The following is a 14,051-nucleotide window of genomic DNA, read 5'->3' as shown; positions in this document are numbered from 1 at the left end:
CTGCCTTCGGCGGGGGGACCCCCATCCTCATGCCTTGCGATGCTCCCCCGTAGCCCTTCGGGCACGGGAGGTGCCCCCATCGCCAGACCCGCTCACTGATCCGGCCTGATCGACCGGACAGGACCTAGGGCCTGAATCAGCAGAAGAGATGGATGGCCAGATGGCTCAGTGGAAGTCCCAGCTGCCAGGCCGGAGTCCATACTTCCGCGCACTCGTCCACGACCCTGGCCGTCGGATTCGCGGGGTGCCACGGCTCGCTGTCGCCCAGATCGGCGGCGAGCAGCTCCGTCTGCCGCAGCCAGCGCCAGGCGTCCAGCGCGAGCGCCAGATCCGGGTCGGCTCCCTCGTCGAGGTCCCGCTCCCGCTCCTGCCGTGCGGCCAGCCGCTCCTGCACCCACTCCTGCCAGGGATGGCCGTAGGAGGTCAGTGACAGCCACTCGTCGATGCGGGAGACCACCCGCACGCCCGCCAGTTCGTCCGCGCTGTCGCACAGATAGATGGTGAGCGCCAGCGTCTGTCTGCCCGCGCGGTATTCGAGCGAACCGCCCTCCACGAGCGCGCCGGCTCGCAGCATCTCGTCGGCGATGTACTCGGCGCAGAGCCACGCCATGGGGACTGCCAGCCCGCCTCCGCTGGTTCCATTCGTACTCTCGGGCTGCACCCTTCCCACCTTCTTCCCGGACGACTTCGTGCCGACACGACGACGAGCCTCCACCGTGAGACACGGCTGGGAGCCCGTCTTTACTCAACTTGAGCGTGAGGTTTCGCATACTGTCGCCCCCTGGACGTGGCCACAGGGGTACGAGGACACCGCAGGGACATCCGGGACGCGCGGGACTGAGTCCCGAACGGCGCGGGACTGAGCCGGGCAACGGACGGCGCGCGGGACCTGAGCCGGGCAACGGACGGCGCGCGGGACCTGAGCCGCGCAACGGACGGCGCGCGCGGGACCTGAGCCACGGCGTCACGCCGCCACCGGCACCGGCGCCGGCCTGGGACGCCAGCTTCCGTCGTGGAGCTGAATCCGCAACAGCCCCGCCCGGCACCTGCGCCACGCGGGGCTGCCCGGGTCCGCCGCACTGAGCGCGAGGAGAGCCAGCGCCGTGGCGGGCGGCTCGTCCTCGAGCCGGGCCTCGTCCCTCCGCGTCGCCGCGATGTGGGCCACCGCCTCACGCACGGGCTGCCGTTCCGCCGCCGGATGCTCGACCAGAAGACGGGCCGCGACCAGAGCGGGGGAACCGGGCCGCCCGGTGAAGGGGCACGGCGTACCGGTCGCGATGTCACGGGCGAGCAGCCCGCCCAGCCTGCCGGTCGGGGCGCCGCCGACCACACCCAGATCGACGTGGACGGCGACCGCGTGAACGATCCGAGTGAGGGCCGCGTAGCCGGGTGCGGAGAGCAGCGGGTGACCGAGATCGACGGGCCGGGCCTCGCGCAGCGCGAGCGCACGCAACGCCGATTCGATCAACTCCGTTGCGGACTGCGCCGGTTGGAGCAACGCGCCGCGCAGCCAGCGGCGCGCCCGGCGGGCTGCGCGGGCGGCCGCCGCGTCGGGGCACCGGCTCAGCGCCAGGCAGGCGAGCGCCGTCTCGGCGATCGCCGTCCGCCGGGATGGGGGCGTCTCGGTCACAGGAACCGTCCTCGGGATGGGTCGAAGCGTGCGATTCGTACGTCCGGCATTACGCACGGAGCACGCCGCGAGTTCAGCCGCCGGGCCCGCCACGCCCGGCCGCGACCTGTGGACTGCCGATCCGGCCCGCACCGATAATGCGTGACGGTGCGCGTCGGCGACGGCTGGGCGAGAGATTCCGCCCCCGCCGCGCGTTACGGGGACGGGGTGGTGGCCGCCGTGTGGGTCGGTCGGGAAGAGCACATCGGCACGTTGCGCACACTGCTCGACGAGGCACTGGCAGGGCGCGGCGGCTCGGCGCTGGTCGAGGGCGAGCCGGGGGCGGGCAAGACCCGCCTGCTGGACGAAGCATTCACGGCCGCGGAAGAACTCGGCTGTCGCACACGCGTGGGAAGCGGCGACGAGCTGTGGCAGGGCTATCCGCTCCGGGCGGTTCTCGACACCCTGTACGGCGACACCGCAGCCGCGGACGCCGGGCGGAGCGAGATCGTCGCGCTGCTGAACGGCGAGCGCGCCGAGGCGACGACGGCCGAGGCCTCACTGATGGCGGCCATGGACCGGCTGCTGGCCGTCGTCGACGAGCTCTGCGCCGAGCGGCCGCTCCTTCTCGTACTCGACGATCTCCAGTGGGCGGACGACGCGAGCCTGCTGATGTGGCAGCGGCTCAGCAAAGCGGCGCCCCGGCTGCCGCTGCTCCTGGTGGCCTCGTGCCGGGCCGTGCCCCGCCGCCGTGAACTCGACCGGCTGCGGGCCGGGTTGGTCGAGCGTGGCACTCTGCCGCTGTCTCTGGGACCCCTCACCCCCGAGGAGACGGACCGGTTCGCGGAGAATCTCGTCGGTGCGCCCCTTGGTCCCCGGCTGCGCGGCCGGGTCGGCCTCGCGGGCGGCAATCCGCGCTATATCGAGGAGCTGGTGACCGGCCTGCTGGCCGAGGGAGCCGTCGACACCGCCGGTGGCCGCGCCGAACTCACCGCACCCAGAGCCGAACTCACCGCGCCCAAGAGGGAATCGGGGCATCTGCGCTCCCTGGCGGACAGAATCGGATTCCTCTCACCCACCTCGTACGAAACGCTCCGCCAGGCCGCCCTCCTCGGCACGGAGTTCGACGTCGGGCAGCTCGCCCTGGTGCTCGGCCGGACCACGCGCCTGCTCCTGGAGGACCTGGACGACCCCCTGGCCGCCGGTCTGCTGAGCGACACCGGCGACCGGCTCCGCTTTCGCCATGAAGTGGTTCGCGAAGCGCTGTACGAGGACATCCCGCCGTCGGTGCGTTCGGCGCTGCATCTGGACACCGCACGGGCCCTGCTCGACACGGGTGCGGCACCGGCCGTCGTCGCCGGGCAGCTGCGCGGTGTGTCGGGTCCCATGACCGCATGGGCGGTGCGCTGGCTGGTGGAGCACGCGGGGACCCTCAACTCCCAGTCCCCGGTGCTCGCAGCCGAGTTGATCGAGCGGGCCATTGAGCAGGGCTGGCCCACTGACGCCGACCGTCCCGTCCTGGAGGAGCGGCTCGCCGAGGCGGCGGTTCTGCTGCGCCGCCCCGAGTCGTCCGGTCTTGTGCGTACGCTGCGCGACCGCGCTGAGGACCCCGAACGGCGTGTCCTGCTCGGCTTCATGCTGACCTCGGCGCTGATGGTGCAGGGGGAGATGGCCCGGGCGCTGAAGGCCACCGAGGAGGCACTGGCGGAGCCCGGTCTCTCCGCCGTCTGGAACATCAGACTCGTGGCCTGCCGGGTGCTCTGCCACACCGACCTGGCCCGGCTGGACGAGGCACGTGCCGAGGGGGAGGCGACGGTCGCGGCGGCGGAGCAGCTCGGTGACCCCCTCGCCGAGGCCGAGGCACGCCATGCGATGTCGTACGTCTACTACCGGCTCGGCCGGGAACGTGAGGCGCTCGACCAGGTCGCCCAGGGCATCACCCGGGCGCGGCAGGTCCCGGCCGCCGCCGACATCCGGCTCCTGATGCTCATCAATCTCGCCGAGGGGCACGTCAGGTTCCACAGGACCGAGGAGGCGGAGAAGACCCTGGACGAGGCGCGCACACTGGCCCGGCGCACGGGTTCCAGCGGCCGCCTCGTCGGCATCGAAGCGCGGTGTGCCGATCTCCAGTTCAGGACCGGGCGCTGGGACCGTGCCGCAGAACATCTGGAGCAGGCCGCGGAGCTCAAGGTCTCGGACGCTGCGGTGCCCGTGCTCGTCCACGGGATGCACGCCCTGATCCTCGGACACCAGGATCGGCGCGCGGCGGCGGACGCCCATCTGGAACAGGTGGAGCCCGACGCTCTCGCCGTCGGCACCGCGGTCCGCCGTGAAGCCGTCCATCTGCTGCTGGCCCGTGCCCTGCTGGCCGAGCGCGACGGGCGCCCGAAGGACGCCCTGCAGGTGCTGCTCCCCGTACTGTCCGACGAGTACGCGGCCGACATGGTCAACGAGCGCCACCGGCTGCTGCCCGACCTGGTCCGGCTCGCCCTGGAGGCGGGGGACGCCGCGAGTGCCGGTGCCGCGGTGGCGGCCTGCGAGGCGGAGGCGGCACGAGCCGACGAAATTCCTGGCCCGGCGACCGCGGCGATCCGCTGCCGGGGGCTGTTCGCCCAGGATCCTGCGCTGCTGACGCAGGCCGTCTCGAACTACGAACGCGGCACGCGACCGCTGCTCCTGGGGCTGACGCTGGAGGATCTCGCAGTGGCGCAGGCATGGCACGGCGACCTCGCGGCGGCGCGCGTGAGTCTGGACCGGGCGGTGGAGGCGTACGAAAGTCTCGGGGCCCGGTGGGACATCGCCAGGGCCGGGGCCCGGCTGCGCACGCTGGGCGTTCGCAGGGGTAGCCGCGCGACGCGTCGCAGGGCCACCACCGGTTGGGAGTCGCTCACACCCGCCGAGCTCAAGGTCGCGCTGCTGGTCGCCGAGGGGCGTTCCAACCCGGAGATCGCCACCGAGCTGTTCCTGTCGCGGCGTACCGTCCAGACCCATGTGTCGCACATCCTCGGCAAGCTGCAGCTGCGGTCGCGCACCGAAGTGGCGAGGGAGGCCGCGCTGCAGGCCGCGGGGGAGTGAGGGGGCTCGCCGGCGAGGGCTTCAGATCGCCAGTGCGCCGTAGCCCGGCAGCACCTTGCGCAGGGCGCGCAGGGCGTAATACGTACGGGACTTGACGGTGCCGGCGGGAATGCCGAGCGCTTCGGACGCCTCGGCGACCGACAGACCGCGGAAGTAGATGTGCACCAGCACCTCGCGGTGCTCCCGGCTCAGCGTCCTGACGGCCTCGCGCACATCGAGCGCGGTGGACGAGGTCTCCGTGTGGTCCTCGGCCAACGGGGACTGTTCAAGGCTGTCCGCGGCCACCTCGGCGGGGCGGGCCAGCCGGGAGCGGCGGGCGTCGATCGCGAGGCGGCGGCCAACGGTGAACAGCCAGGGGCGCATCGAGTCGTGGTCGGTCTCGAGTGCCTCCGGATGTTTCCATGCGCGCACCAAGGTCTCCTGCACCAGGTCCTCGGCCCGCTGCCGGTCTCCGTAGGAAAGTCCGAGGAGGAAGCCGAACAGGGCCCTGCCGTGTTCGCGCTGCAGCTCGGCGAGCGCCCGCTCGTCGGTACGGGGCCCGGTGCGCGGCTCGGTGCGCGGCTCGGTCGCGGTGGCGCCGGTCTGCTGGTCCAGGGTGGTGTTCACCGTAACTCTCCTTCTGAGGTGGGATGTCGGCCGCGTCGGCCAGCTGCACCGACTCTCAGAAGGTTGGCGGGGTACGGCTGCGGAGTTATCCGCCACCTGGCGTATACGGACCTGCTCGGCGCTCAGCGGCCGAATCCGCCGACGGGGACAGCGACGAACGGTCGAACTGACACGACGAGCGGCAACCGCGGCCTGTGGGGCGAGCGCCTTGCCCTGCATGCCTCGCGCGCAATCGCCGGACGGCTTGAAATCAAGCCCGCCCGGCGATTGAGGACAAAGCGGCCGGCCGGACGACCCCGGCCCCGCGTCACCGCCGTCGCGCGTACCCCGGCAGACAGCGGGCCAGTGCACGCAGCGCGTAGTACGAACGCGACTTGACCGTTCCTGCAGGTATGCCGAGCTCTTCGGCTGCCTCGTTCACGCTCATCCCATGGAAGTAGATCTGCACCAGCACTGCACGGTGCTCGGGGCTCAGCAACTCGACCGCGGCCCGCACATCCAGCTGGGCGACGGCCGTCTCGGTCACGTCCGCGGGATCCGGCGTGGTGGCCAGGACCCCGTCGCCGATCTCGGTCGGCCTGGCCATCCGGGAGCGGCGGGCGTCGATCGCGAGGCGCCGGCCGACCGTGAAGAGCCAGGGCCGCATCGACTCATAGGGACCGTCGAAGGCCTCGGGGTGCTGCCAGGCCCGTACGAGCGTCTCCTGCAGCAGGTCCTCGGCGCGTTGCTGGTCCCCGTAGGTCAGACCGAGCAGAAAGCTGAGCAGTGCGGGCCCGTGCTCACGCTGCAGCTCCGCCAGGGCCCGCTCGTCGGTCGTCGCGGAAGCGGTCGCGGTCGCCGTCACCATTGCCAACACCCTTTCGCGCAGAGGTCGCTGCCACGTGGCGTATACGAACGCATCGGGGCGCCGAGGGACAGATGACGTACACCTGTCGTCGGCGAGCGGTCGCACGGAGCGGCGAATGGTGCGGTGAGCGGTCGGCCGGAGGCAATGGGAACAACCACCTCCGTCTCAGTGAATGTCGGCTGGGTCGCTTGACTCGACCGGGTCCAGGCTGTGAATCCTGACCGATGACTCAGCGCACGCGTCAGGGAACGGTCGCCGCAACCGTCGTACTCCTCACAGCCACGGCAGGCTGCGCCGGACAGCCGGACCCTGCTCACACCCGGCAGCGCCCGCAGACCGGGCACCCCGTGCCCTCCGCCGCCGGTGGTCCGAGCGCGGCCCGCGGCTTCACCCTCGTCGCGAGCGGCGACGTACTGACGCACAACTCGGTCGTCCGCCGGGCCACGGCGGACGTGGGCGGCGAGGCCGGCGCGGGCTACGACTTCCGGCCCCTGCTCGCAGGCGTCAAGCCGGTCATCTCGCAGGCCGATCTGGCGATCTGCCACTGTCCCGCCCTCACATCCCTTCCGCAGATCGCGAAGGCGCTGGGCGCCACGGGATACGACTCCTGCTCCACCGCCTCCAACCGCACCCTCGACGCCCTCGACACCGCGGGCGTCAGACACGCGGGAGCGGCCCGCACGGCCGCCGAGGCCCGCAGCCCCGCCTGGCTGAAGGCCGGGGGCGCGAAGGTCGCCCAACTGGCATACACCGACGACACCAACGACCTCCACCGCCCCGGCGAGCCGCCCTGGACGGTCAGTCTCATCGACGAGAAGAAGATCGTCGCCGATGCCCGCGCCGCCCGCAGGGCAGGTGCGGACGTCGTCGTCGTCAGCCTGCACTGGGGTACGCAGTGGCAGACCGAGCCCGACGAGCAGCAGCTGCGCCTGGGTGGGCAGCTCACCGCGTCCACCACCGCGGGCCGCCCCGACATCGACCTCATCCTTGGCACCCACGCCCGTGTCCCGCAGGCGTACGAGAAGGTCAACGGCACCTGGATCGTCTACGGCATGGGCGGTGACCAGGGGTCCACCGGCCGCTTCACCTTCGTGCCGCCCGCGGAGCCGGGCCGGCGCTGGGTGGTCGGGAAGGCGGAGTTCATCCCGCAGTGGATGGACGCCGAGTCGGGGCGTGTCGTCGATCTGCCGCAGGAGCTGCATCGCGGCGCAGACCGGGGCGAGTACCGCGAGGTCCTGTCGGAGATCAGCAAGGCGGTCCTCAGTCGCGGGGCCGCGAAGGACGGCCTCACGATGGGGCGCTAGCGCGGCCGAACGGTGAGCGGGCTACGGGCGGGCGCGCTACGGAACCACCGTCACCGGCCAGCGCCCCGCCTTCACCAGCCGGACCGCGACCGAGCCGATGATCCGGTGTCCCGCCGACTCCGAAGCCCCCACCACCACGGCGTCCGCCTTGAGGTCGTCGGCCGCGGTGACCAGACCGCTGTACGGGTCACCGCGGACCGTGTGGAACTCCCAGCGGACGTCCCAGATCCCCTTGACCCGTTCGGCGGCGGCGCGGATCTCGGCCGCCAGCTCCTCGGCGATGTCCCCGGTCGCGTCCCCGACCGGGACGCCGAACGCCGAACCGGTAGGCATCACTGGCTGGACGTACACGATGGCGAGCAGGGCATTCTGCCGCCGGGCGAGACCGCCGGCGTACGCCGCTGCCCGCAGCGAGGAATCGGATCCGTCCAGCCCGACGACGATCACCTTCGGGCCGTCGGTGCCGCGCTCGAACCGCTGGGGCTGCTGCTGAGGCCGCTGCTCTGTCACACATCGAGGCTAGTCCCTCCCGACAGGCGGCCCGCGAGCGGTCTCCTTAGAGTGCAGATCATGAGTGTCACCGTGGAGGAGCGCGCTTCCGCCCGTGGCGGCTTGCTCAGCAGGGTGCCCGGTGCGTTTGCGATGTTCTTCGCCGCACTCGGTGTGTTCTGCGTGATCCTCTCGCTCATCCCTCCGCTGCGGCGGCTGCTGCGCCCCGTCGCCGTCTTCCTGGACCGTGTCACCGTCCCCGTCAGTGCGAACCTCGCCTACGCGGCCTTTCTGCTGCTGCTCGCCGCTGCCATCGGCGCCCGCAAGAAGGCCGCGTGGTGGCTGGTCGTCAGCTATCTGGCCCTGCTGATGGTCGCGGACGTACTGGTCCTGGCCTTCGACCACGAGTGGACGTGGATCCCCAATCTGGTGCTGTGCACCGCCGCCGTCGCGGTGCTCGTCGCGGCGCGCGGGGAGTTCTACGCCAAGTCCCGGCGGGGGTCACTGGGTCACGCGCTTCTCGTCCTGGTCCTCGGGCTCGCCGCGGGTGTGCTCGTCGGCTGGGCCCTGGTCGAGCTGTTCCCCGGCGGGCTGCCGCAGAATCAGCGCCTGCTGTGGGCCGCCAACCGCGTGCTCGGCGGACTGGCCTCCGGCGATCAGTTCGACGGCCGCCCGGCCCGCTTCCTCTTCTTCCTGCTGGGTCTCTTCGGCGCGATCGCCCTGCTCGGCGCCGCCGCTACGCTCTTTCGTTCGCAGCGCATGGAAGCCGCCCTGCACGGCGACGAGGAGCCCCGGATCCGTGCCCTGCTCGGTGCTTACGGCTCCCATGACTCACTCGGCTACTTCGCCACCCGCCGCGACAAAGCCGTCGTCTTCTCACCCAACGGCAAGGCCGCAGTGACCTACCGCGTCGAAGCCGGCGTCGCTCTGGCCAGCGGCGATCCGGTCGGCGACCGGGCGGCCTGGGCCCCCGCCATCCAGGCCTGGCTGGACCTCGCCAAGCGCTATGCCTGGGCGCCTGCCGTGATGGGAGCGTCGGAGGAGGGGGCCAGGGCCTTCGCGCGCTCCGGGCTCGGCGCGATCCAGCTCGGCGACGAGGCGATCCTGCACGTCGCCCGCTTCGACCTGGACGGCCGCGACACGCGGGTCATCCGGCAGGCCGTGAACCGTGTGAAGCGCACCGGAGCGACCACGCGGATCCGCCGCCACTCGGCCCTGACCGACGAGGAGATGCAGCGCATCGTCGACAAGGCCGACGCCTGGCGGGACACCGAGACGGAACGCGGCTTCTCCATGGCACTCGACCGTCTGGGGGACCCGGCCGACGGCGACTGCCTGCTCGTCGAGGCCTTCGACGGCGACGTAAATCTGATCGCCCTGCTCTCCTTCGTGCCCTGGGGCAGGGACGGCGTCTCGCTGGACCTGATGCGACGTGACCGCACCGCCCCCAACGGGGTCATGGAGTTCATGGTCGCCGAACTCTGCGCCCAGGCACCCCGGCTCGGAGTCCGCCGGATCTCCCTCAACTTCGCCGTCTTCCGTTCGGCCTTCGAGGAAGGCGCCCGCATCGGCGCGGGCCCCGTCCTGCGAATGTGGCGCAAGCTGCTCCTCTTCTTCTCCAAGTGGTGGCAGCTGGAGGCCCTCTACCGCTCCAACGTCAAGTACCAGCCCGAGTGGTATCCCCGTTTCCTCTGCTACGGCGACGCAGGCTCCCTCGCCCGGGTCGGCCTCGCCTCCGGGATCGCCGAGGGCTTCGTCTCCGTACCGAGCCTGCGCAAGCTCTGGGGCAAGGGGAAAGCGCGGAACAGGGGCGTCGTCAGCCCCGTCACCACCGCCGGGCTGCCGTCCATCGACTCCCTCGGTCTGCTGGGCCCGGACTCGCCCGCGGCGGTGGGGGAGCAGCGGCTGCCCGAGCAGGTACGGATCCGCCACCGCAAGCTGGAGCGGCTGCGGGCGGACGGCACCGACCCGTATCCCGTCGGTATCGCGCAGCGTACGGACACGCTCGCCGAGATCCGGGCCGCCAACCCCGCACCCGCGGCCGGTACCCGCACCGGCCGCGAGGCAACGGTCGCTGGGCGCGTGATGGTCGTACGCGACCTCGGCGGCGTCGTCTTCGCCGTGCTGCGCGACTGGTCGGGAGACCTCCAGCTCGCCCTCACCCGTGACAGCTGCGGCGCGGACGTACTGAAGGGCTTCACCTCCGATGTCGACTTCGGCGACCACGTCGTCGTCACCGGCGAGATCGGCGCCAGCGACAAGGGCGAACTGTCGGTCTTCGTCACCCACTGGCAGCTGACCGGCAAGTGCCTGCGCCCGCTGCCCGACAAGCGACGCGGCCTGGCCGACCCCGAGGCCCGGATCCGGCGCCGCTATCTCGACCTCGTCGCCAGCCCCGGCGCCCGCGATGTCGTACGCCATCGCTCCACCGCCGTCCAGGCGCTGCGCCAGGGCCTGCTGGAGCGCGGCTATCTGGAGGTCGAGACGCCGATGCTCCAGCAGATCCACGGCGGCGCCAACGCCCGGCCCTTCACGACCCATATCAACGCCTACGATCTCGACCTCTATCTGCGGATTGCCCCCGAGCTGTATCTGAAGCGGCTGTGTGTGGGCGGTCTGGAAAAGGTCTTCGAGATGGGCCGCACCTTCCGCAACGAGGGCGTCTCGTACAAGCACAACCCCGAGTTCACGATGCTGGAGGCCTATCAGGCCTTCGCCGACTACGACGTGATGCTCGATCTGACCCGCGAGCTGATCCAGGGCGCGGCAACCGCCGCCTTCGGCACCCCGATCGCGCACAAGGCCGGCCCGGACGGCAAGCTCGTCGAGCACGACATCTCGGGCCCCTGGCCGGTCAAGACGCTGTACGGAGCCGTGTCCGAGGCACTCGGCGAGGAGGTCGACGCCGACACCGAGGAGGCCGTGCTGCGACGACTGTGCGACCGGGTGGGCGTGCCGCACACCCCCGACGACACCCGTGGGGATGTGGTCCTCGAAATGTACGAGCGGCTCGTCGAGGAGCGGACCAAGCTACCGACCTTCTACAAGGACTTCCCGACCGACGTCTCCCCGCTCACCCGCCAGCACCGCCAGGACCCGCGCCTGGCCGAACGCTGGGACCTGGTCGCCTTCGGGACCGAACTGGGCACCGCCTACTCGGAGTTGACCGATCCGGTGGAGCAGCGGCGCAGGCTCACCGCCCAGTCCCTGCTCGCCGCGGGCGGCGACCCGGAGGCGATGGAGATCGACGAGGACTTCCTGGACGCGCTGGAGTACGCGATGCCGCCGACCGGCGGTCTGGGCATCGGGGTCGACCGGCTCGTCATGTTCCTCACCGGGCTGACCATCCGCGAGACTTTGCCCTTCCCGCTCGTCCGCCGCGGCTGAACCCGCGCGTCCCTGCCGTCCGGCTGCTCCCATCGGGTGCTTTCGTCCCCCTAATCGGTGTTGGTGAGGTGCCGGGAGCCGAAGCCGTGCGAGCAGTTGGTCATGAAAATGGACCAGATGCTCCTGGGCCGCCGATCGGTGCTCCGTATCGTGGCCTGTCTCGGCGCGGCCGCAACCGCCGGGGCACTCTTCACCGAGCAGGACCCGAGCCCCGGCGGGGCGGCCGCACCTCGTCCGGCAACGGGCGCCCCGGCTGCCGCGGGCCCGCCGGTGAAGGAATCGGCGTACAGGCTGCAGCCGATGACGGCAGACGCCCCGCCGAGATTCCGCCGGGCGCTGCCGCCGGTGCGCAGCAGGCCCTTCGAGCGGTTCCAGGAGGCGGGCCGCAGCATCGTGCTCACCTTCGACGACGGGCCGGATCCCCGTTACACGCCCGGCATTCTGAGCACCCTGCGCGAGTACCACGTGAACGCGATGTTCTTCGTCTGCGGCGAGATGGCCACCGACAACCGTGATCTGCTGCGTCAGATGGCCGAGGACGGACATGTCGTGGGCAACCACACCTGGTCGCACCCGCTGATCCCGAAGCTCCCGCCCTCGAAGATCCGGGGCGAACTGAGCCGTACCAGCGAGGTGATCGAGCAGACCCTGGGTGCCGCGCCGCTGTGGTACCGCGCGCCGTACGGCGCGTGGAACAGGGTCTCCTTCGAGATCGGTGCCGAGCTCGGCATGGAACCACTGGCCTGGACCGTCGACACCCTCGACTGGACCGAGCCCGGCACCAGGACCATCGTCCGCCGGGTGCTCGACGGCGCGGAGCCGGGCGTAGTGGTCCTCTCGCACGACGCGGGCGGCGACCGCTCGCAGAGCGTCGCCGCGCTGCGAAGCTATCTGCCCGGGCTGCTGGACGCCGGATACCACATCACCGTTCCGCGCCGCTGAGGCGCCCGCCCGGCCGAGGCCCGCGGCGGCCCGCCCGGTGTTCATCGGGCCGGGATCAGCGGACCTTGACCATACGGGCGAAGACGACGACGTTGCCGTCGTAGCCGCTCCTCTTCGAGTAGCCGCCGCCGCAGGTGATCACTCGCAGTTCGGCGTAGCCCGTGTCGCCGTACACATGGGCACCGGGGAAGTTCGCCTTGGAGAACACCTCGACTCCGTACACCTCGAAGACGGCTGTCTTGCCGTCGTAGCGGCCGACCTCGATGTGCTGGCCCCTCGCGATGGAGCCGAGGCCGTAGAAGACCGCAGGCCCCGACAGATTGTCGACGTGGCCGACGACGACCGCGGTGCCGCGCTGGCCGGGGGCGATGCCGTTCTGGTACCAGCCCGCCATATTGGGGTCCTGGGGCGGCGGGGCCTGGATCCAGCCGTCGGGGTCCAGGCCCACGTTCATGATCGGTGCGTCGACGTTGATCGCGGGGATCCGCACGCGTTCGGCGGGGGCGTACGGCAGCGTCTGGGCGGCGACGAGGGGGGCGAAGGTCTCGCCGGGGCGGCTCAGCGAGGCGGCGGCCGCGGGCTGGGGCGGGCCGAGGCCGACATCGACGCCGTTCCTCATCATCGCCATACCTGTGAGCATGACAAGGGCCAGTACGCCCCAGGGCGAGCGTTTCCTCGACTCCGAGCCGCTGTAGAACTCGCCCATGATTCTCCCTTTTCGTAGGCGTTGTAGGCACGCTAAGTGAGCGCCGGGGGACCGGCGAGGAGGGAAGGGCGAACGGGTGGCGGGCCGGCGGGCGATGACCCATCCGAGTATTCGGCAGATAAAAGTTCTGACGGTCCGTGACCTGGGACTCCGTCAGATCTCTCGGCGTGTCGTCGGCGTGTCGCTCACCGGAGTGGACCAGCTCCGAAATGCGGGGGTTGTCCGGCCCAGTGAGGGTTCGTCATAGGAAGACGTACTCGTCGAATCTCCCGGAGCGCCGCTTTGGGGCGTCTTCCACAGGAGGTTCTACGATGCGTGCATCACGCGCTCTCGCAGTGACCGCGGCCGCCATCGCGGCCTTCGGGCTCTCTGCCCCGCTGGCCGCCGCGGGCGGCGACGTCGGTCAAGGGTCAACCGGTCAGGGGGTCAACGGTCAGGGGGACAACGGCCGGGGCGACAACGGCCGGGGCGACAACGGCCGGGGTGGCAACGGCCGGGGTGGCAATGGTCAGGGCGACAACGGCCAGGGTGGCAATGGTCAGGGCGACAACGGCCGGGGTGGCAATGGTCAGGGGGATGACGGTCGGGGTGGCAACGGCGGGGTCCAGGTCCTCTCCGTCAGCCCGCAGCAAGTATTCCAAGGCGCCACCCTGACGATCACGGTCCGGGGTTGCAATCGCGGCGGCACGGTCACGTCCAACGCCTTCCCCCAGACGAATCTCCCCCAGCCCCGTAATGGCGTCTCGACCGCCACCGCACGGATCAACGACAACGCGTCGCCGGGGCAGTACAACCTGGCGGTCCGGTGCAATGACAGCCGGAACGTGGCGACCGCGCAGTTCACCGTGCTGGCCGGCCGTGGCGCCATGGGCGGTCTCGGCGGCTCGATCGGCCCGAGCAGCACCGAGATGGCGATCGGCGGCGGACTCGTCGCCGCGGCGGCCGTCGGCGGCTCGCTCTTCATCGTCCGGCGCCGCCGCCCGATCGGCGGAAAGGCCTGACCGGCCGAACCTCCCGGCATTGAGCCTCGCCCACGCGGTCTTGACCGCCGGCCCGGTCCCGGAGAGCTCCCCGGGGTCGTACGAA

General features: G+C 71.2%; 10 protein-coding genes and 1 pseudogene. 5 read left to right on the top strand and 6 right to left on the bottom strand.

Going from position 1 to position 14,051, the window contains the following annotated elements:
* Positions 1-136 precede the first annotated feature (136 nt).
* Together ABZS64_RS37800 and ABZS64_RS37795 are read right to left on the bottom strand one after the other, a co-directional pair.
* Complete coding sequence (locus ABZS64_RS37800) at positions 137-610, bottom strand: hypothetical protein (protein WP_355839523.1); 474 nt, start codon at positions 608-610, stop codon at positions 137-139.
* A gap of 354 nt (positions 611-964) precedes the next feature.
* Positions 965-1,630: a hypothetical protein gene (locus ABZS64_RS37795; protein WP_355839521.1), complete on the bottom strand. Its 666-nt coding sequence runs from the start codon at positions 1,628-1,630 to the stop codon at positions 965-967.
* 141 nt (positions 1,631-1,771) lie between these two features.
* Between ABZS64_RS37795 and ABZS64_RS37790 the strand changes: the two genes are divergently transcribed.
* Positions 1,772-4,684, top strand: coding sequence for an AAA family ATPase (locus ABZS64_RS37790; protein ID WP_355839519.1), 2,913 nt, complete (start codon positions 1,772-1,774; stop codon positions 4,682-4,684).
* Between the two features lie 21 nt (positions 4,685-4,705).
* Here the strand turns inward: ABZS64_RS37790 and ABZS64_RS37785 are convergent, their stop codons facing one another.
* A complete protein-coding gene (locus ABZS64_RS37785; protein WP_355839525.1) occupies positions 4,706-5,278 on the bottom strand; it encodes a sigma-70 family RNA polymerase sigma factor in 573 nt (190 codons plus the stop codon).
* Between the two features lie 319 nt (positions 5,279-5,597).
* Entirely contained in the window at positions 5,598-6,137 is a 540-nt protein-coding gene (locus ABZS64_RS37780; RefSeq protein ID WP_355839517.1) for a sigma-70 family RNA polymerase sigma factor, read from the bottom strand.
* Positions 6,138-6,361: 224 nt separating this feature from the next.
* Here ABZS64_RS37780 and ABZS64_RS37775 point away from each other — a divergent pair, with 224 nt between their 5' ends.
* Positions 6,362-7,441 (top strand): CapA family protein, encoded by a 1,080-nt coding sequence (locus ABZS64_RS37775; RefSeq protein ID WP_355839515.1) that lies wholly within the window; start codon positions 6,362-6,364, stop codon positions 7,439-7,441.
* Between the two features lie 36 nt (positions 7,442-7,477).
* Here ABZS64_RS37775 and ABZS64_RS37770 read toward each other — a convergent pair whose 3' ends face one another.
* On the bottom strand, positions 7,478-7,951 hold the full coding sequence (locus ABZS64_RS37770; RefSeq protein WP_355839513.1) for a universal stress protein: 474 nt from the start codon (positions 7,949-7,951) through the stop codon (positions 7,478-7,480).
* A gap of 60 nt (positions 7,952-8,011) precedes the next feature.
* Between ABZS64_RS37770 and lysX the strand changes: the two genes are divergently transcribed.
* Positions 8,012-11,317: a bifunctional lysylphosphatidylglycerol synthetase/lysine--tRNA ligase LysX gene (gene lysX / locus ABZS64_RS37765; RefSeq protein ID WP_355839511.1), complete on the top strand. Its 3,306-nt coding sequence runs from the start codon at positions 8,012-8,014 to the stop codon at positions 11,315-11,317.
* A gap of 102 nt (positions 11,318-11,419) precedes the next feature.
* Positions 11,420-12,259, top strand: coding sequence for a polysaccharide deacetylase family protein (locus ABZS64_RS37760; protein ID WP_355839509.1), 840 nt, complete (start codon positions 11,420-11,422; stop codon positions 12,257-12,259).
* Between the two features lie 55 nt (positions 12,260-12,314).
* Here the strand turns inward: ABZS64_RS37760 and ABZS64_RS37755 are convergent, their stop codons facing one another.
* The gene (locus ABZS64_RS37755) at positions 12,315-12,965 is read right to left on the bottom strand and encodes a class F sortase (protein ID WP_355839507.1); all 651 of its coding nucleotides are present in this window, start codon (positions 12,963-12,965) and stop codon (positions 12,315-12,317) included.
* A gap of 593 nt (positions 12,966-13,558) precedes the next feature.
* Between ABZS64_RS37755 and ABZS64_RS37750 the strand changes: the two are divergent.
* Positions 13,559-13,966 (top strand): annotated as a pseudogene (locus ABZS64_RS37750) (hypothetical protein); the annotation flags it as partial.
* Between the last annotated feature and the right edge of the window lie 85 nt (positions 13,967-14,051).

The organism is Streptomyces sp. NPDC005408, from assembly GCF_040606445.1.
In the GTDB taxonomy this organism is placed as follows: Bacteria; Actinomycetota; Actinomycetes; order Streptomycetales; family Streptomycetaceae; genus Streptomyces.
The sequence above is the reverse complement of the archived record's forward strand: the minus strand, read 5'-3'. Positions and strand labels throughout refer to the sequence as shown.

Coding starts and splice junctions, on each gene's coding strand:
- ABZS64_RS37800 (WP_355839523.1), bottom strand. CDS start 610: ATGGCGTGGCTCTGCGCCGAGTACATCGCCGACGAGATGCTGCGAGCC.
- ABZS64_RS37780 (WP_355839517.1), bottom strand. CDS start 6,137: ATGGTGACGGCGACCGCGACCGCTTCCGCGACGACCGACGAGCGGGCC.
- ABZS64_RS37775 (WP_355839515.1), top strand. CDS start 6,362: ATGACTCAGCGCACGCGTCAGGGAACGGTCGCCGCAACCGTCGTACTC.
- lysX (WP_355839511.1), top strand. CDS start 8,012: ATGAGTGTCACCGTGGAGGAGCGCGCTTCCGCCCGTGGCGGCTTGCTC.
- ABZS64_RS37760 (WP_355839509.1), top strand. CDS start 11,420: ATGAAAATGGACCAGATGCTCCTGGGCCGCCGATCGGTGCTCCGTATC.
- ABZS64_RS37755 (WP_355839507.1), bottom strand. CDS start 12,965: ATGGGCGAGTTCTACAGCGGCTCGGAGTCGAGGAAACGCTCGCCCTGG.